The organism is Clostridium sp. KNHs205, assembly GCF_000702945.1.
Classification (GTDB): domain Bacteria; phylum Bacillota; class Clostridia; order Lachnospirales; family Lachnospiraceae; genus Anaerocolumna.
The window spans coordinates 568,503-588,002 of record NZ_JNLE01000005.1; the positions used below are offsets into that span (position 1 = coordinate 568,503).

19 protein-coding genes are annotated in these 19,500 nt (G+C 36.2%); 4 read left to right on the top strand and 15 right to left on the bottom strand.

Annotation, left to right across the window (positions count from 1 at the left end; genetic code table 11):
• Positions 1-372 precede the first annotated feature (372 nt).
• The 8 genes from BR73_RS0122115 to fliB all read right to left on the bottom strand — a co-directional run bounded on the left by BR73_RS0122115 (position 373) and on the right by fliB (position 7,172).
• Positions 373-738: a rhodanese-like domain-containing protein gene (locus BR73_RS0122115; protein ID WP_033168040.1), complete on the bottom strand. Its 366-nt coding sequence runs from the start codon at positions 736-738 to the stop codon at positions 373-375.
• A gap of 3 nt (positions 739-741) precedes the next feature.
• Positions 742-1,266, bottom strand: a complete 525-nt coding sequence (locus BR73_RS0122120) for a MarR family transcriptional regulator (protein WP_033168041.1) — start codon at positions 1,264-1,266, stop codon at positions 742-744.
• Between the two features lie 355 nt (positions 1,267-1,621).
• Positions 1,622-2,377 carry an alpha/beta hydrolase-fold protein gene (locus BR73_RS0122125; protein WP_033168042.1) on the bottom strand — a complete coding sequence of 252 codons (756 nt, stop codon included), beginning with the start codon at positions 2,375-2,377 and terminating at the stop codon, positions 1,622-1,624.
• Between the two features lie 113 nt (positions 2,378-2,490).
• On the bottom strand, positions 2,491-2,802 hold the full coding sequence (locus BR73_RS0122130; protein ID WP_033168043.1) for a hypothetical protein: 312 nt from the start codon (positions 2,800-2,802) through the stop codon (positions 2,491-2,493).
• A gap of 537 nt (positions 2,803-3,339) precedes the next feature.
• Positions 3,340-3,912 carry a suppressor of fused domain protein gene (locus BR73_RS0122140; RefSeq protein ID WP_033168045.1) on the bottom strand — a complete coding sequence of 191 codons (573 nt, stop codon included), beginning with the start codon at positions 3,910-3,912 and terminating at the stop codon, positions 3,340-3,342.
• Positions 3,913-4,439: 527 nt separating this feature from the next.
• A complete protein-coding gene (locus BR73_RS0122145; RefSeq protein WP_033168046.1) occupies positions 4,440-4,967 on the bottom strand; it encodes a hypothetical protein in 528 nt (175 codons plus the stop codon).
• Positions 4,968-4,979: 12 nt separating this feature from the next.
• Positions 4,980-5,582 carry a TetR/AcrR family transcriptional regulator gene (locus BR73_RS0122150; RefSeq protein WP_033168047.1) on the bottom strand — a complete coding sequence of 201 codons (603 nt, stop codon included), beginning with the start codon at positions 5,580-5,582 and terminating at the stop codon, positions 4,980-4,982.
• A 456-nt stretch (positions 5,583-6,038) separates the two neighbouring features.
• Positions 6,039-7,172, bottom strand: a complete 1,134-nt coding sequence (gene fliB, locus BR73_RS0122155) for a flagellin lysine-N-methylase (RefSeq protein ID WP_051685490.1) — start codon at positions 7,170-7,172, stop codon at positions 6,039-6,041.
• A gap of 380 nt (positions 7,173-7,552) precedes the next feature.
• Here fliB and BR73_RS0122160 point away from each other — a divergent pair, with 380 nt between their 5' ends.
• On the top strand, positions 7,553-8,434 hold the full coding sequence (locus BR73_RS0122160; RefSeq protein WP_033168048.1) for a hypothetical protein: 882 nt from the start codon (positions 7,553-7,555) through the stop codon (positions 8,432-8,434).
• 174 nt (positions 8,435-8,608) lie between these two features.
• Here BR73_RS0122160 and rlmD read toward each other — a convergent pair whose 3' ends face one another.
• The 6 genes from rlmD to BR73_RS0122190 form a co-directional block, all read right to left on the bottom strand.
• Entirely contained in the window at positions 8,609-10,465 is a 1,857-nt protein-coding gene (rlmD, locus tag BR73_RS28465; protein WP_081848839.1) for a 23S rRNA (uracil(1939)-C(5))-methyltransferase RlmD, read from the bottom strand.
• A 40-nt stretch (positions 10,466-10,505) separates the two neighbouring features.
• Complete coding sequence (locus BR73_RS0122170; RefSeq protein WP_033168049.1) at positions 10,506-11,453, bottom strand: radical SAM protein; 948 nt, start codon at positions 11,451-11,453, stop codon at positions 10,506-10,508.
• 430 nt (positions 11,454-11,883) lie between these two features.
• Positions 11,884-14,445 (bottom strand): CoA-disulfide reductase, encoded by a 2,562-nt coding sequence (locus BR73_RS0122175; RefSeq protein ID WP_033168050.1) that lies wholly within the window; start codon positions 14,443-14,445, stop codon positions 11,884-11,886.
• 474 nt (positions 14,446-14,919) lie between these two features.
• Positions 14,920-15,216 (bottom strand): metalloregulator ArsR/SmtB family transcription factor, encoded by a 297-nt coding sequence (locus BR73_RS0122180; protein WP_033168051.1) that lies wholly within the window; start codon positions 15,214-15,216, stop codon positions 14,920-14,922.
• A gap of 292 nt (positions 15,217-15,508) precedes the next feature.
• A complete protein-coding gene (locus BR73_RS0122185; RefSeq protein ID WP_033168052.1) occupies positions 15,509-16,252 on the bottom strand; it encodes a nitroreductase family protein in 744 nt (247 codons plus the stop codon).
• Between the two features lie 224 nt (positions 16,253-16,476).
• Entirely contained in the window at positions 16,477-17,073 is a 597-nt protein-coding gene (locus tag BR73_RS0122190; protein WP_033168053.1) for a class I SAM-dependent methyltransferase, read from the bottom strand.
• A 199-nt stretch (positions 17,074-17,272) separates the two neighbouring features.
• Between BR73_RS0122190 and BR73_RS0122195 the strand changes: the two genes are divergently transcribed.
• Together BR73_RS0122195 and BR73_RS0122200 are read left to right on the top strand one after the other, a co-directional pair.
• A complete protein-coding gene (locus BR73_RS0122195; RefSeq protein WP_033168054.1) occupies positions 17,273-17,857 on the top strand; it encodes a hypothetical protein in 585 nt (194 codons plus the stop codon).
• A 134-nt stretch (positions 17,858-17,991) separates the two neighbouring features.
• Positions 17,992-18,312: a YerC/YecD family TrpR-related protein gene (locus BR73_RS0122200; protein ID WP_033168055.1), complete on the top strand. Its 321-nt coding sequence runs from the start codon at positions 17,992-17,994 to the stop codon at positions 18,310-18,312.
• Positions 18,313-18,360: 48 nt separating this feature from the next.
• Here the strand turns inward: BR73_RS0122200 and BR73_RS0122205 are convergent, their stop codons facing one another.
• Positions 18,361-18,969, bottom strand: coding sequence for a DUF1836 domain-containing protein (locus BR73_RS0122205; protein WP_033168056.1), 609 nt, complete (start codon positions 18,967-18,969; stop codon positions 18,361-18,363).
• 111 nt (positions 18,970-19,080) lie between these two features.
• Here BR73_RS0122205 and BR73_RS0122210 point away from each other — a divergent pair, with 111 nt between their 5' ends.
• Positions 19,081-19,299, top strand: coding sequence for a DUF6774 domain-containing protein (locus BR73_RS0122210; RefSeq protein ID WP_033168057.1), 219 nt, complete (start codon positions 19,081-19,083; stop codon positions 19,297-19,299).
• Positions 19,300-19,500 lie beyond the last annotated feature (201 nt).

Below are 19,500 nucleotides of genomic sequence, written 5' to 3' on the forward strand. Positions count from 1 at the left end.
GCCCGTATTTAGGTGCATCATCCCGTGGTCTACCCTTTGTCATCTATAAAAACGATTAAAAATCGGGCCAAAATTTAACTTTTTTGCCCCGATTTTTTGCTCATTTTTTTGCTCACAAATTACAACATCTTCTGGGAAAACCGTCTTACTTCCCATTTTGACCACAATACCTCATCAGAATTATACTCTCAACGTGCTTTCTCCTTCTTCAACCCATAGCCTTTATTTTTAACAATCCTTATTATATTTCACAGTATTTTCCATTAGGTTGAAACAAGCCCTATAGAGTAAAGCCTGATTTCCATAAACCGTTTTAAAGAGCAACTAACTTTTGTTAATTACTCTTTCTAAATAAATTATAATTCTTCATTCTTATTCTAATGTTTCAATAGGAAGGTTCATTCCTTTCCAACCCTCAAGTGCTCCTGCAAGCTCATAAGCTTCAAAACCTTCTGATAATAAAATAAGTAATGCTGTTTTTCCAAGCGTGGTACCACCAGTCCAGTCATATACTACATACGTTTTGCTTTTATCTAATTCATCTAAATGGTTTCCTAATTCTTTTGCAGGTATTGCAATAGCACCTTTTATTTGGTCTTTTTTTACCTGTGACGGAGCGTTGCGAACGTCTAATATGACATATGGCGAATCTTCTTTTTCAATGTTTTCTAACACAGTAAAATGATTTATATATAAGCTAAGGTATGTTTCTAATAATTCGATTTTTTTTGTTTGCATCTTTTATTTCTCCATTTCTTGGGTATATTTTTGAGTGCTAGCATTAACTTTTTTTAATAAACTTGAGAGTTGCTGAATTTCTTCACTAGACAGGCTACCAAGTAAATTATTAACGATGCTAAAGTTTTCAGGTAAAAATTTCTCTAAAACATGATTTCCTGTTTCAGAAAGTTGGACAGATAATGAACGTTTATCTGTAGTGGAAGTACTTTTTAAAATCCAACCCTTCCGCTCCATTGCTTTTAATAATTTACTAACTGTTGCACGAGTAGCTCCCAATTTCTCTGAAATAACTGAAGGCAACAATGTTTGGTTTGGAGCATGATATAAAAACATCAAAATAATAAATCTTGATTCACTTAAATTGTTCTTATCAAGGAGATAATCATATTGTTTTTGCATATTACGATATGTCCATTGAAAATCAATGAATAATTTGACAATATCTGAATTTAATTCCGAATAAACATCTTTCATCAACTGTAACCGGTGGTTATCAGGACGATCAGCAAAGGTAAAGTTATCCATAAATAACCTCCTATAAAATAATTAGCCAGCTAACTATTTAGATAATAACATAATAAATTTTAAATGTCAATTTAGAAAATTACCATAGAGCTGACAGAAAAATATCACTTATAAAACAATCATTTCTTTGCACAAATGCTCACTAAAAAAACATTAAAACTCCGTCAGTATACTATAGCTGATACCTGTGCTTTTTCTAAGACAGCTCGTTTCCCCATTATCCCATATCGTTCTAATTAAAAAATCAAACAGACCACTCATCTTCAAAAGGCTTGAAAATAAGCGGTCCGTACTACTTTTAATTATTTAATTGAATGATAAAGACTTTTTCAAGTCATTTTTGCTTATTAGTGTGCTATAATATTTTTTCCAAGTCGTGGTCAATCTCCTCGAATTTCCTATACTCATGCGGGATATTCAACGAATCCAAATATAAATGTAAAATTTCATTATCACAAAATAATATGTCAGCTGTGCCGATATGAATATCAATTTTTAGTTTGACTCTAATGTTTTCCGCATTTTGCCGTACTAAGCATAAAATATTGTTTTCCTCCAAATACCATTCTTCTCTCATCATATCTTCGTATAACTCAATGGCTTTTTCCGGTGATACCCCCACAGTACGGTATTCTTTGTGATAGAGATGGTGATAGGTTCCTGCGTAAGAGGTTACGGAACCAAACAGCTCAAGGTGCTTAACTGCATAATAAAACGCCATGTTGCCACCCATCGAAAATCCTGACAGCATTCTGTTCTCGCAGGTGGCATCTGTTCTGTACTGTCCGTCGATATGGGGAATCAGCTCCTTAATAAGGATGGATTCAATTTGCAATAAGGCATCGAAATAATTGTCTTCCGACGAAATTGCGTTGACAAAAACAGTAATGGCCCTTCTGCTTTTATAAACTTTTTCCAGCGACCATATCTCGGAAGATTCGTTGCCCGTCCATCCGTGAATGTGGTACGCAACTGGATATTTTTCGTCGCAGTCATTGTAGCCGGGCGGAAGATATATATTATAGCCTATTTCATGATTTAATACTTGGCTGTAAAATGTTTTATGAGTAACATATTGAGGTGATTCTGCTGGTGGGTTCACAAAGTTCATTCAACACTCCTCCGATTCCGACTAATATAAATTATATCATTGACCTTAAGAAAACAATTACACTTTAGAAAATATTTCTACCAACCGTTCTTCAAAGAATATCTAGTTGAGAATTAAGGAAAAACAAGTCTACAATTTTCCAACTCATCGGTATCTTTTTCTGAAATATATATTTCTGCTGACAGGGATAAATCATTCTCTATAATTTTTTCCTCTCTGAAAAGCTTAATAATCATGGGGTAGGTGCATATTGCCGATTCTGTTTTAAGCCAAAGTCCCAAAGTATTATTTTTCAGATAGTCATATCCGTTATCTTGAACCAAACCGTTGGATATTTCTTCTATACGGTCTGGAACAAGGTAACGTAAATCTAAATCTGCATTTTCAAGTTTCTCAGGATGTAGCTTAATAATAATGGTTTGCATATCGTATCTCCTTTTTCTATAAATTTCTTTTAATTAACAGTTTAGTTAAACGGTTTGTATTTAAGATTCATATATTTTTTTGCAATACTAGTAAACAAATCGCACATACCCTTTTCAAGCACCTTTTTGGCTAAATTACTTTAATTCGATGATTCGAGACCAAGAACTTCATACGATCAAAAAGGATGCCAATTGAAGCTGGTAACCACTTGGCGGAAATATGTGGGCACAATTAAAGCCACAAATGCTCTTAGTAGTAAAGATAATTCCCTATATACTGTAATAAACTCATGGGTAATACTTATATTACTCCCGCTGTATCATGAATACTCCACCAAAAATAAAAGCTTGTAATTTGGTAAAATATATTAATACTCTTTAATCGGCTTGGATGATATAAAGCAAGGATATAACTGAATTTGGATAGAGCAGAGTTCGTGAAAGCTTGAATTTGCGTATTCTCCACTTCAGTTCCCCCATCATTTTCATCTTCTGGAGACAGCTGGTTTTTCATTCTTCTAGTATTTAAAACAGTAATTACAATATGGACTTTCGCTCAATGTCAAATATCTGTATTTTCTTTTGCTCGAATAATTTCTCAAGCATCTCTGTTCCTTTTTCCTGTGCAAATAAATACTCGTTCTCCGATATTGGAACCGCCAGCAACCACGCTACTTTTTTATCGGGGAATTCAAGTGTCTTAATATCTCCCCATAAAAAAGGTGCTACAAAGAGCACATGCTTCATCTGACTATCAGGAAAATACATCTCTATAATATCCCGAAATATTTTTCCATGGGAAACAGAAAACTTCGAGTTAATAATATAAAATGCACAAGTAGCCAACAAATTAGGATATTGATTAAACTTAGCCGCACATGCTCCAACGATTTCAACGCGAAGTGGCGTTCCATCAATGTTATAGTCAATTGAATGATCGGATAGCCCAATCGTTGAATAAGATACTATATCTTCGTCCGGTCTAACCGCAGTTAGCAAATCAACGCTACTCACATTCACATCATCCCAATATTTTGAAACATTCGGTTTCCCCCCAAATGCCTGAAGGGCAGATTTTGCTATTACCTTATTTTCATTCGAAATCCCCATAAAACCTCCCAGTTCACCCGCATTATAATTGTATTTTCAGTTAAATGCAAAGCATTATTTTACACACCTTGTGAATTTATTATAATTATAGCAAATTATGTAATATTATCAAAGAAATACTTTCGATTTTTTCTATTTATTCCAGCCATTGTTCAGCCTGATGGCCTCCACCCCCACACCAACTTAGATTATCCAGCTCTCAAAGATCATCGTTGATATAACCTGCAGCAGACAGCGCGTGATCTAAAAAAAGGCATCAGAATTTTTGGCTCCAATGCCTTTGGCTTAACCTCCGTAAAATTTGTGTTTTTAGGGTGTCATTTTCAAAATACCGAATGTCATCTATAAAAATCCTAAAAAATCGGGCCTAAAATTCACTTTTTAGCCCTGATTTCAGATAATTTTTTGCTCTAAAACCACAATATCTTGTAGTAAAACCGTCTTATTTTCCCTTTTGATTACAGTAAGTCATCCTTATTATCATCTCGACATGCGTTTTACTAATTCCAAAAGCAACATACAGAATTCTAATAAGATTTAGATTCACTAAAAATGCGTTTATATTGTTTTGAAACTCTCTTTATAAATAAAAAGATATTTAGAATCGCAATGCTTCCAAATATAATTCTAAATGGAATATCTGAAGTCTGTAGCCCAGTCGTTATTCCATTGAGATCTCCTCCTCCGTCAATAAACAATGATAGTACGGATATATAAATCGGGTCAAGTAGCATAAAACATAATATGATATAGTAGAAAGTAATCAACAACGCTCTGCTTTTTAGTTGATAAACAATTGGTGATAACGCTAATATGTACCCGATTAATATAGTCACAATACTGCTTAGCCCATTAAATAAAGCCAATCTTATTCCGTCAAGTCCTTTGTCGGTAACAATCTGGATACCCCAAATTCCCACAACCCGTATTCTCTCAAAAACGTCAAACGATAATGCTAATAATAAATGTGTTCCTTCATGAACGAGATAATAACAGATAATAGCTATGAAAATACCTGTCCATTGTTTCATTGACTTTAACATTCTACTTTTCATATCAATCTCCTTTTATTTTAGGTATAATCCAAAAAACTCCTGGATATGCTTTTGAATTAGTTTTAAAGCCTCCTCCAATTTTTCTGTGCTTGTGTCATATCGAAAAAGAAGTAGAAAGACAGGCGAATAAAAGTGTAGTGCCATTATCTCAGGATTGGTGCCGCCTATTCTTCCCTCATGAATTAACTGCCTAAAAACTTCGGTTTGATAACGCAATGTTTTTTCGATAAACATCTCAGTAAACATGGTATTTAATTCCACGCTCTTGTATTGTTCAATGATCATCATCTTACGGAATTTTGACAATATCTCATCCGTCAGATAAAAAGAAAAAAGTCTGCAGTAAATCTTCTGTATAAGATCTATGGAAAAATTGGTATCATCAGATACTTCCTGCCCAGCGGTATTAATCAGTTCCTGCTGAAATTGATTTATCCGCTCAGCAGATATATGAATAATTGTATCAAATATCGCTTGTTTATTTTTATAATGCTTATATATTGCACTTTCTCGTATTCCAATGGCTTTGGTAATATCTCTTACAGATACGCTACTATAACCATGTACGGAAAAAAGAGATAGTGCCTCGCTCAAAATTCTTTCTTTTGTCGACATATAATTCTCCTTTTGGCAAATCGGTGAACAGTTGTTAACCATAATTATAGTTAACGACTGTTCACCTGTCAATATAAATCTTTAAATATTTTCATTAATATACAGTAAAAGCCTTGAAACTATTTTCAAGGCTTGTTTTATAAACTACTATTTAATATTAATCTCAATATTTATCTTATAATTCAATGTACATTTTCGAGTTAATAACCGTCTCATCATGCCGTGAGGAGCTAATAAAGATGACCATTGAACCTAGTAGGGCCTTGGCGACAAGATACCTTTCAAAAAAACTTCTCATGAGTCCTTCTTTTTAAAAAGAATTTAACTTATCAAATAGTAGTGAAGATCATTACTATAATCTGGTTTTTAATGAATAACTGCAATTCTTCTCCCTATGCACTAAATATTATATTGACATGTTCTTTAAGATGGCTCGGTGATATCAGATTATTCACCTTATTCCGCTCCAATAAGCAAAGCCAAATATCCCCATTCCCATATTAAATTTTCAAAGCTTTTATCCAGATATTCACAGATATCTTCTTGGTCATATCCCATCATTCGTGAAATAACAACAATATAATTACGAACCACCGTATAAGGCAGTTTTTCTTGTTCATCAAGTAACCAACTTAGAAAAATTGAGTGCCTAATTATCGCATATTCCATAGCAATCCACTGAATCATAACAACTATACTATCCAAATCCGATTCTGGCATCAGACCATTTGAGAATATTTCTACAACAAGGTAATTTCGAAATAACTTTTCATAAGAAGAAAACAGCTTTTCGAATTTCTGTAATTGTACGGTCATTTTACGCTTATCATAATCTCTCGATAAGTTTTCCGCTATCACAGCTATTGGTTCCAGATAGCTGGTATATAGCCCTTGTTTTCGATAATTTTCAGCTATGTCTAAAAAAAGTTCATTATTTTCTTCAAAAGTATCTAAACTTATAAATTGCATGTTATCTATGGTATCTGATAATTCTTTTAAAACAGTTTTGTCCTTATATTTGTCTATCTCTTTTTTTAATACAGTTTCGTTTTGATGAATATCCAGAAGAATATAAAAAATCATCATCAAACTTTTTGAGATAGAAAATTGCTTATTTTGGATAATAGTAATCATTATAGTTCGAAGCTGTAACAAAATGTCTTCATCCATATCAAACATATTCGTAAAACAAATTTTATCCTGCTGATTTATCAAATCCACAACTTCTGGGCAGCAGGATACCAAAGAATATTCTTTTCTATCTGCAAATTCGTGTATCTGCCTTGGAAAAATCGCACAGGTTTCAGACAAAACTTCATCTCCAAAATTCAATACTAGTTTGCAAAGTTTCTGTTCATTTAAGAAAGGACACTGCTTCTGTTCATTCAATGCAATGACACGTGCGCCATCTTTTTGTTTTACATATTGATCTAGATAACTATTGTTTCGCTTTGTTAAGCTTAAGTGATTCCATTTTATATAAGTATCATCATCTACTACAATCTTCCACTCTTGGCAACAAGTAAACGAACACTTATCTGCAATGCAGGTAAAAGTGTCATAGTAGTCCGTTTTGATTTCTTTCTTCATATTCATCTCCTAAAACTGGCAAAGTCATTTTGTATACTACTTATTTTGTCAGTGCTTCCTATAAATCTAAATCTAGTATATAACTATTTAATTGTTTTTTCAAATACCCCATTGACTGTGATTGTTCCAATAATTGCTCATTTCGTTCTCATTTTCCCAAGCCTGTGTAGTATCCTTCTTCAAAATCTCAACATATTATGGTTGTGGTCTCAGTGTTCTCTTTATCATTGTGACCAATACGTACCATCAGAATCACCGTTTTTTCGTAGTTTTTAGTATAATCCTTAACTTGAAAAAACTATTTAAGAGTATTATAATTTTAAATTATTAATATCATAGTAATGTTTAAAAAAAGGATGTAGGAAAAGGAATTAAGTAGAATGAAAAATAAAGCAAATATTAACGTAAGCGCCTTACGGTTACCTGTGTTAGCCGTCGGCCTGCTATTATTCATGTTTATCGTTAGTCTGTTAATGGGTTCAAAAACCTTTTTTGCTGCACAGTCAGAAAAAGAATTGGAGGAAATTACAACCCTGGAAAAAGATAAGGTCTATGATTACGATTTAAACAGTGATGGTAAACCGGAGAAAATACAATATAAGCTAACTTTAGATGATGAAAAATTTACAGTTACTTTAAAGCTGTATATTAATGATAAGCTGTGTATGTCCAGAAAGGATCATGGTTTTTCCTATACCCTTCAGCTTGTTGATTTGGATAAGAGCGATAATTATCTGGATTTATACGGGTATGGAACCATGGAATCAGATTGTATCAGTTATTCCTTCTTTGCAAGGTATGATGAAAATAATCAATATCACGCGACAAAATTTAGTCCCAAAGAATTAACAAATAATTTTACTTCAACTCGTTATTCCTTGGGAGCCTTAGACGGAGATGGTAAGTTTGATTTAATGATAGATACTCCTATCTTCTCTGAGGCAATTGGCTGCTATATCTGCTATGTACCATTTCAATTAAAGGATAATGTGATTTCTTGCGTTCCAGCGAAAACCTATGCTTTTAACAAGTTCTCCAAGGAATATCAGTATAAAGCAGCTAAAAGTTTCTCTGTATATGCTACAGTCGGTTCAAAGAAGGTGGCTTATACTGTAAAAAAGGGAGAGATGGTTACCTTTCATTCACTTTATGTAACAAAATCAGGAAAAGCTTATTTTAGAATTGTAAATACTAAGGGAACGACCGGCTGGATTAAATCAACACAGGAGAATCTATTTATAGAATATCCGGCTTGGGGTTGATGGATATTTTTACCACAATAATAGTTACCAATTCCTATCAGAAATGATAACTGATATATATTATTTCTGATAGGGTGATATCGAATATTCTAATTTATCATTTTTGTTCATAACCAGGAAATTTTCTAATTCAAATTTTTATCTAACTCCTAATATAATATAAAGCATAAATATTTACACATCAATATCCACTGTTATCTCAACATTATAGCTTGCCGAATTTTTTCGAGTTAATAACACGCACGTCTCAACGTGATTCGTCCAAGGAAACATATCCACTGGTGCCAGTTTTTTAGCCTTATACCCTTTCTTCGTCAAATACGCTACATCCCGCTCTAATGTAAGCGGATTGCAAGATATATACACCACTCTCTCTGGCTTTAATACTGCCAGTGAATCCAGGAACCTCTCATCACTTCCGGCTCTGGGAGGATCCATGAATACTACATCTATCTTCTCTTCCTGAGCTGCCAGTTGGGAGATAAACTCACTGGCATCTTTTTGATAGAATTGAATATTTGAAACCTGATTTCTCTTAGCATTCACCTTAGCATCTGCTACTGCATCCTTATTCAGCTCCACACCGATAACTTTATCCGCTTTATCCGATGCGATGAGTCCGATTGTTCCTGTTCCGCAATAGGCATCCAATACCGTTTCCTTACCGGTCAGTCCTGCCATTTCAATAGCTTTTCGGTAAAGTATCTCTGTCTGCTGAGGGTTTACCTGATAGAAGGATTTCGGAGAGATACGGAACACTTTATCACAGAGGGAATCTTCTATAAACCCTTTTCCGTAAATAACCTGCTCTTTTTCTCCCAGTACCATACTGGTATTCTTATCATTTACATTTACAACGATAGTAGATATTTCAGGATGAAGTTTTCTTAAGGCTTTTACAAAGTTATTCTTAGACGGGAAAATCGGTGAGCCAATTACAAGCACCACCATGATTTCTTTGCTGTGATACCCTGTTCGTATCAGGACATGTCGTAACAGGCCATATCCTGTGTCCTCATCATAAGTTTTTATCTTAAAGGATTTTAATAAACCTCTGATAGATGCAATGATTTCATCTGCCTTTTCATTATGGATAAGACAACTTTCGATGGCAATAACACGGTGGGTTCCTTCCTCGTAAACACCGGAGACTGCATTGCCTCTGCGGTCATGGTCAAAGACTACATGTACCTTGTTTCTGTAATGCCTGGGATCTTCCATGCCGATAATCGGTTCAACCGGGCAATAACTCTTGAGTAGTTCACTTACATACCCCTGTTTGTCTTTCAAATGCTCTTTGTAGCTTTTTTCCTGAATTCTACAGCTACCGCAATCTCTTCTATGAGGACAGGAACCATCAGGTGATTTCCTAGAATTTTTCTCTTCATAGGATCTGCTGCTTTCTTTTCTGTTCCTGTCCCTGCTTGTATCTTTGCCTGTCAGCTTTTGCTTTTTGTTTCCAAACTCTTTTTTATTAACCTGTAAATTGCTTTTGCTCTCGGAGTATCTAGTACCTTTTCCTATTCCTCGTGTACCTTTATTGCTTGAATCTCTATTCTCTGCGTTTCTATTTTCCCAAATTCTATTTTCCGAACTTCTATTTTCTGAACTTCTATTTTCCCAACTTCCATTTTCTGGTTTTCCACTTTCTGAGCTTCTATTTTCATTAAATTTATTTACTGTATACCTTTTTTCATTTCCTCTGGATTCATTGCTCTTATTCTCTGTATATCTATTTTCTTTACCTCTAGCCGCTGTACCTTTATACTCCGAATAGGAAGCACCTTTACTTCTTACAGCTGCATCTTTATTCTCTGAATATCCAGTCCCTTTTCTATTTCCACCGGCTCCTTGTAATCCATCTTTCTTGGAAATATTTTTCTGAGTATTATTATCACTTCTATACGCTGCCCTGTACTCTGTTTCTGCGTTTTTTCTTCCTTCATTATATTTACGCTGACTATTCCTCTGCTCGGACTGCTTTTTCTCAGACTTTACCTTCTTCTCATTACTATTGCTATACGGTTTCATTTTCGTTCCTTCCATTAAGGTTATTCTATCGTCAATCAGTTTAAATGCCCTGAGAATCAAATTCCGGAATGAAGCTTTCCAGAGCGGTATCTCCTTCTTGTATAAATCCGTTCTCTACTCCGATTTCCAGTGCGTAATCTATTAGTTCGTCGTATTCCTTCTGTGTTACCTTTCGGTCAAGTTCCGGGTATGATTTCACCTGTTCCAATGGGGTATACTGATTCATAATACTGAGATAAATAGTATCTCCATAAGTCTCATACAGATATTTTATCACCTTCTTGGAGTCCTTAAGGCCTCCTGGCAATAACAGATGCCTCACAATGACACCTCTTGTCATAATGTCCTCCGTAAATTGTGCTTCTCCAGTCTGCCGTACCATCTCAGCAATGGCTTTTGACGCTGCTTCAAAGTAATCGCTGCTAAAGGAATAACGTTTTGAAAGATTTTGTCCACAATATTTGAAATCCGGAAGGAAAATATCCACATTTCCTTCCAGCAATTGAACAGTATCCACACTTTCATAACCGCTGCTATTGTATACAATTGGAATATCCAATCCCTTTTCCCTGGCAAGTCTTATGGATTTTACTATGGATGGTACATAATGGCTGGGTGTTACCAGATTGATATTATGCGCTTTCTGTCCCTGCAATTCCAGAAATATTTCAGCCAGGCGTTCAGTGGTTATTTCTTTTCCGGCCTGGTTTCTTGAGATATTATAATTCTGACAGTAAACACAGCCTAAGGAGCAGCCGGTGAAAAAAACTGTTCCGGAACCGTTGGTTCCTGATATACAGGGCTCTTCCCAGTGATGCAGGGCTGCTCTTGCTGCCGTTATAGAAGCCCCTGCTCTGCAAAAGCCCAGCGTCCCGTTCAGTCTGTTAACATGACACTTTCTTGGACAGAGAGTACAGTCCTTATAATACGCTTCTTCTGCCGCAGATCTTACATTATATAATTTTGTCTCATTATCTGAAGTTCCCATACCAGTTCCCCTTGCATACCACATCTGCCTGTAATGTGGCACTTCTACAAATCAGGGTGTGAATTATATATTTCATAATACACACTATTCTTTATTATAAATTATACCCACAGTTTTCTGGATTTTCTCCCAGTAATAGGATATTTATTATTTTATCTATTTTTATACTAATCAGCTTTACTTGAATTTAAAATTTCCCAGTAAATATAGATTTCTTTCTTTAATCAAGCTTTTATCCTATTTTAATTCAAGCTACAATTTAGCTTTCTAACACTTACAAGCTGCTTTTACATTACTTCCTGCAAAACATGCAGAGTTTATTTTACCTTATTCGAGGAATAATTACAATGAAAAAAAGTTGCTGCAATCAGTTATTGAATTTTACTGTAATCTTGAGTAAATTCATTAACCTATGCAGCAACTTTTGCCTTTAAATAAACAAGTTTACATTTGACTCTTCTGCTTCTCCAAGATAGTAGCCTACACCACCAATCTTAATGCCGTCTATCAGCTCCTCCTGCTTTAGTCCCATCACATCCATAGACATCTGACAGGCTACAATTTCCACTCCGCCTGCAATAGCTGTTTCAATAAGGCTTTCAAGAGAATCCACATTCTTATCCTTCATTACCTTACGAATCATCTGTGCTCCCATTCCCATCATATTCATATTTGAGAGCTTGAGTTTCCTGCTTCCTCTTGGCATCATTCTGCCAAACATGGTATCCATGAAACCTTTTTTCACCTTAATCTTCTTTGGCTTCCTTAAAATATTCAGTCCCCAGAAGGTAAAGAACATGGTTACTTTTCTTCCCATAGAGGCAGCTCCGTTTGCTATGATAAAGGAAGCAATAGCTTTATCCAAATCTCCGCTGAATACTACCATGGTCTTATTATTTTTCTCAGTGGATATTGGGTTTTGCCTTTCTGCCTTTATAGGCTCTCCTTTACGAATTACAGCAACAACCTTTCCCTGTTCTTTCTTTCGTATCAGAAGCTGATTACCGGTATTTTTACACCAGGCTTTAATATCCTCATAAAACCCTGGGTCAGAGGCAGTCGCTTTGATTACTTCCCCATCCCTTAACTTATCAACCGCCTGCTTTACTCTAAGAAGCGGTCCCGGGCAGCATAAACCTGTAGCATCCAGTGTTTCATTAACTATTATGTCCTCTTCATTTACCTGTGCTTCCACTTCTGCTGTGTCTGCTTTAGTTCTGTTAACATAACTTTTACTATCGATAATACCCTTGCTATGTTTAATAATATTGCCAATGCCATCATCGGCCTTGTGATCTTCTAAGTCTGCTGCCTTTACTTCTGTTCTTTCCGGCTCCCTATCTTCATTAGAATTGTACAAGTAGTCTTTGGCACTGACATAACCTCCCGTAATGTTCTGCACCTGGTATCCATGCTGTGTCAGTATTCTATCAGCGATATAGCCCCTTAAACCTACCTGGCAATATACAACTATCTTCTGCTCCTTATCCAATTCATCCAACCTGCTTCGCAGATTGTTAAGGGGAAGATTAATTGCACCCTCTACATGACCTAGTTCATATTCTTCTTCATTCCTTACATCTATCAGGAGATATTCCTCTTCACTGCCTAATACCTCCTCCCAGGTGGTGAGATGACTGTAACCTTTCAGCACATTTTCTGCTGCATAACCTGCCATATTAACAGGATCTTTTGCAGAAGAATAAGGGGGTGCATAAGATAATTCCAATTTCGTAAGATCCGAAATACTTCCCTTCATGCCCATAACTGCTGCTATGACATCTATCCGCTTATCCACTCCCTCGTAACCAATTGCCTGGGCTCCGAGTATTTTACCCTCCAGATCGAATAACAGCTTTAAGGATATATTAAATGCTCCCGGATAGTAGGAGGCATGGGACATAGGATGCAGATGCACCATTCTATAATCCAAACCAGCAGCCTTAAGACTTCTTTCATTGGCTCCCGTTCTTGCTGCAGTCATTCCAAAGATCTTAATAATAGAAGTACCCAGAAAGCCATCAAAGTGAGAAGGGATACCGGCAATATTATCGGCTGCAATCCTTCCCTGCTTATTGGCCGGTCCTGCCAAGGCTACCGCTGCTGCCTCTCCGGTCACAAAATCTACGCCTTCAATGGCATCACCTACAGCATAAATATCTTTCACATTGGTTTCCATATGACTATTTACCTTGATATGTCCTCTTTCACCAAGCGTTATTCCGCCTTCACGAAGAAAATCCGTATCCGGTCTTACACCCATGGCAAGGATAACCAGTTCCGCTTCAAGACTCCTGCCGCTCTTAAGCTGTACCTTAATCTCCTGGGGTGTATCAGTAAAAGCAACTATACCGTCATTTAGCTGAAGCTGGATGCCATTCTGCTCAAGCTCTCTTTCCGCTGCAACTGCCATATCCCCATCAAATGGAGCAAGAATATGAGGTGCTGCTTCCACCAGAGTTACTGCAATTCCTCTTTCTCTAAGGTTTTCCGCCATTTCTACACCTACAAAACCACCTCCGATTACGATTGCTCTTTGCGGTTTTTTTTCGTCTACATAAGCTTTTATCTTATCGGTATCCGGAACATTGCGAAGAGTATGGATACGGCTGCTGTTTATCCCCTCAATACCGGGTTTGAATGCCTTTGCTCCAGGAGACAGGATAAGGCTGTCAAAGCTTTCTTCATATTCTCCCCTATCCCTACTCTTAACAGTAACACTCTTTTTCTCTATATCTACTGCAATCACTTCACTGTGTATTCGAATGTCAATTCCAAAACGAGCTTTCATAGTTTCCGGTGTCTGAACCAGAAGATTCTCCCTCTCCTTAATGGTCTCACCGATATAATAAGGAAGCCCGCAATTAGCATAAGAGATATAGCCATCACGTTCGAACAGAATAATCTCAACGTTTTCATCGAGCCTTCTTAGTCTTGCCGCAGCAGATGCACCTCCGGCAACTCCACCTATAATCAGTACTTTTTTACTCATAAAAACCTCTTTTCTAACTATCCTCTTTCTCTAGATATTTATAAAACTGTTGTCGAATAAATGTTTATAATCTTTATCTTATCTAGATAGCACAAGTCACACCGCAAGCAAGCTGACAGAAGGACGATTCCTGCATCTATTCCAATTCGATTTAACTTCTATTTTCTTTTGTCTTGCTTTTTTTGCTTTTTTTGCTTTTTTGCTTTTTGCTTTTTTGCTTTTTGCTTTTTTTGCTTCTGCCTCACTTCCGACCTGCTTCTGTTTTCTTCTGTTTTCTTCTGTCTTGCTTCTGTCTTTCTTCTGCCTTTCTTCCGACTTAATTCTTTTTTGCTTCTGTCTTCTTTCTGTGTATCTTCTGTTTTACTTCTGTCTTGTTTGTGTCTCTCTGTCGTTTGCTTTTGTCTCTCTCCGTTTTGCTTTTGTCTCTCTCCATTTTGCTTTGATGTCTTTCTTCTGCCTTGCTTCTGTTTACTTCTATTTTCTACTGCCCGTATTACTTGTAATTATCCGAACCAGTTCTCCGATTCTCTCATCTTTTATCCGATAGTATATTTCCAGACCTTCTCTTCGACCTTCTATAATCCCGGCAGATTTTAATTTCTGTAGATGCTGGGATACTGTGGACTGGGGGGTCTTTAAACAGGACTGCATAAAGCTTACATTGCATTCCCCTTTCTCCAGCAGACCATTTACCATGCAAAGACGAACCGGATGGGCAAGAACCTTCAAAATCTCAGCAGCCTCCGTATAATTATCAATGTTATTATCCATTTGAACCTCTTTTCCATTACTGCATAATCAAAGTAAGTGTCTCAACTACATTTCTATATTCATATATTACGATATAATAATATATGTGTCAATAAGAAAATTATTTAATTAGAAGCAACGAAATAAAATGAGCTTTGAAATAAATTTAAGCGCTGTCTCACACATATAACCGTTACAGTATACTCCACTACTGCTCTTATATGTTTAAAATCCGATATCGCTATACTCATTTCGAAGCTCATTTCATAAAGTACTACTATATAAAAAAGTCTGCTGCTTATTCCTATCACTACTAAAGTTTTACTGTGGCAAGATGTATAAATCCCTTAGGCACTGCTATCTCTTCAAAGGTAATGTTTCTCTCCAGCGCTCTGTTTTCTAATGCCAGCTCCAGATGACACATGGCTATGCCTGCATCTATGGTATTTAATCTGGCCATCAGATGCTCGTTTACAAACCCTGTGTGTCTTCTGCATACAAGAATTTCTTTCTCCTTACAGATAAAATACCAGGTCTGAGTATTCCTGGCTGAGGGAGCAAGCCTTGCAGCTTCAAGTGCCTCCTCATATCCGCTGCCTTCCCGGATTTCCTCTAAAGTCTTACGCTTAAATTCCGCCTTACTGCTTCTATGTACTTCTTCTTTGGGATTCCCAAAAGCCAGCATTATGACAAAATCAAGTCCGTCGACCGCTTCCGGCAGAGCCACCGAGGGTTTTGCCATTCCAAGCCAGCAGCTGCCAAGATTATTGGCAGATAAATAGAGATCCATCTGCTGAAGCATATAGCCTGCATTTAAAAGAAAGTTATCTTTCTTCTCAGAGTAGATGCCAACATAATGAGGTGCTTTAATTGCCATCAGGCTTTTGACCTCTTCATAACTGTAAACATTGAATTTCACTCTGATATCCGGAATCAAAGGGCTGACTTCTTCTCCAAACTGTTTTATTTGCTGTAATAAAACACTATCCAACGGATTCATATCATATTTTCGTACAGATTTTCTCTTTTCAATTACTTCATATAGACCTTTTCTCATTTTCATTATCTCCTTTTTTCATAGTAAATGTCTCTTTCAATATTCAGTTATTTAGTCCCTTTACTCTATTATGCTAAATCTTATTGTTTTACTCTTCCTGCTGTAATAAGAACCGTTTATTTACTGCTATTCTTACTGAATAAATTTGAAAATAATTTATTCTATCTATGTATATTATGTTCCTTCTTAATTAATTTTATATTTATTGAAGTTGTTTAAGTCCCTTACCTGATAACTGCAACAAAAATAACGGCAAACTCCGTTTCATAGATTTTAACAGGATACATTCCGGCGTTTCCGATAAATTTCGTTATATCTTCCGGCTTGTCCGGATATATCCTGATCCGTCTGGTACCAATCTCTATGTATTCTGCCTGGGACTTATCTATTGACAGAACGAATCTTCCCCTGCCGGTAAGCAGACTGGCTGCTTTGGCAATAGCCTGTTCTTTCTCCTTAACATGCATAAAGGTAAGAGAGGAATAGATGACATCGAATTTCTTTGGGAATTCATAGGTCATAAAATCACCGCAGACAAGCTTAACATTGGTATAACACCTTAGGTTCTCTCCCGCTCTTTTCACTGTCTTTGGTGAGAGGTCAATTCCCCATAATTCCTTACAATAACTACAGGTTCGTATTGCAAGCCGTCCTGTCCCCACACCGATTTCCAGAACTGTTTTACTTAGCTCCAGCTGCAGATCTTCCAGGAACAGATGTCCATCCCATTTGTCCATGTATTGTCTTAGAGGAAGCGTATCATTAACCGGATCATTATTTTCTTCTACTAACAAATCATAATGTCTAATTACATCATTCATAAATACTATCCTTTCTAATAATATATTTCATCTGGAAGCCATGCCTTGTCTTCCTGACATCCAGATATCATTTCAATTGACAATATAGGAAACATGTTCCATAATATTTATACTAATTACACTGACGGATAAAGGAGGGAATAACATCTACCTCCCTAATAATCGTACGTGAGCAAAAGCACGCAGATAGGAGCAAGATATGGATACAGCAATAGGTAATGTAACAATGGGGGAGCTGATAGTATATACAATACCAATTTTACTCCCGATTTTATTTGCTATTTATTGTATTTATCGGTTGATATCTATTCATAAAATCAAACGTATTACACAAGATGAAATAATCAATCAATTTGTATTATATAATGAAAATATAATCCTTTCCCTTAATCATACCCTGGGGCTACCAATACCGGAAAACACCTTGTGTACGATATATGTTTCTGCTGAACGCTATGAAATCAAAGCTGATAACCAATCCTTCTATCTAAGCAGGGATAAAATAACAGCTGTTGATCTGAAAACCGAGGCGGAGGTTCAAAACAGCTACTTAGCAAGCGCGGGCAATTATCTGAAATCCTATGGCCCCTTAGGTGAATTGATAATTAATAGAACAGGTAATTCAATAGCTTCGGTGGATATTTCATATCTTATATTTACTTATACGAAAGAAAATGCTATCGACTATATTGCATTCAACACCACTGCAATATTAGAAGCACTTCAGCTCGTTGAGGAGTATAATACAAGGCATGATAGAAAACCGAAAGAAATATATCTATGATAATTACGCTTATCGTCTGAAAACATAGTATTTTTCAGCACTCATGGCTGAAAAATAATGCTTTACTTTAAAACTGCGTAGTGTTAAAATTATACTATTATAGTATTAAGAATATTTTAGCAGGAGATGAAAAATTGAGCAAAAATATAAGAACCCATGCTGTGGATTATTTATTCGAAGCTATCTTGAGCTTGAAAAGCCAGGAAGAATGCTATACTTTCTTTGAAGATATTTGCACAGTAAATGAATTGCTGTCCCTGTCACAGCGTTTTGAGGTTGCCAGAATGCTGCGTGACCATAAGACCTACTTAGAAATTGCGGAAAAAACAGGTGCATCAACTGCTACAATCAGCAGAGTGAATCGTTCCCTTAATTATGGTAAGGACGGTTACGATATGGTGTTTTCAAGAATTTCGGATTTTAAAGAGGATAACGACGAACCCAGCGACGTATAAAGAGATAAAAGTCTGATTTGTAAGGATTATTCCTAAGCAGTCAGACTTTTATTGTTTCTTCTCCGTTTCCTTTGCCATATCATCTATTAATTTCTCAATCATCTGTTTCTTTAAATACACATCAAAACCTAAAAAGCAGATAAAGGAAAAGACATTCAGGAATTCCTTGTCCTCCTGGGATTTCACCTCCGAAAAGGTTTCCTGGGATTTGCGGTACTTTCTGATAACATCCTTAAGAAGATTATCCATCTGTTCTTCTTCATATCGGAATACTTCTTTATAGATTTCTTCTAATCCGATTCCTGAAGACCCACCATAGTACTTCTCGGTAAGCGGACCGAACATCTGCTGGATATCGTTAATACTGAGGATATTCTTAAAATAATAAATAAATATCAGCATCAGCATATGCTCCTTGGTATATTTCTTCTTATTGGGAGCCGGCAGCAGATCATTCTTTGTATAGTTATTGATCATGGTCTTTGTTAAGAGCTTGTCCTCGTTATAGCGCTTGGAGGATTTCAGATGCTCATCCATAAAGGTCGTGACCTGATCCATGTATAAATCAATGTTAGGAATATCATCCGGATCAATGTAATCCAGTTTCTTCATTCCCTGTATCAGGGTCTTTAAATACTTGTCATCCCTAAAGTCCATTGTAATCACCTCTTCTTCCATTATATAGTATCGAAAACTTGATGTAAACAAATATTTTCAGGAACACCCTTTCACGAATACTTCATATACTGATAAGAGGTGATTTTTTTGATGTGTCCGGAAGAATTAGCCGCTTTTGCTGCTTCTCTTGCCATTGCTATTTCAAAAGACAAATCTACGGATGAATTAGATCTGATAGCCGTACTCTTATCACAGGTCAGCAGTACCCTTGCAACTATTTCCATACAAAAAAGTAATCTGCAACCGAATTCCTCTGACAATGAAAGCTCTGCTGTGATTGCCGGACAGCAGAATAATCCTATCAGGTAATGAGAGGTATTCCTTGTCTATCCCCCTATTCCATGGTATAATTAAACATATGTTTGCCTGTGAGCTTAAGCTTTGGGTTGTACAGCGACTGTCTGCACAACCTTTTGCTATAAGAAAATGTCAGCGCGAAAGAAGTAGACTAGCTCTCTTATTGTACTTTATTAGGGCATTGAGAGATTTTAATTATACAGGAAAGGTGAT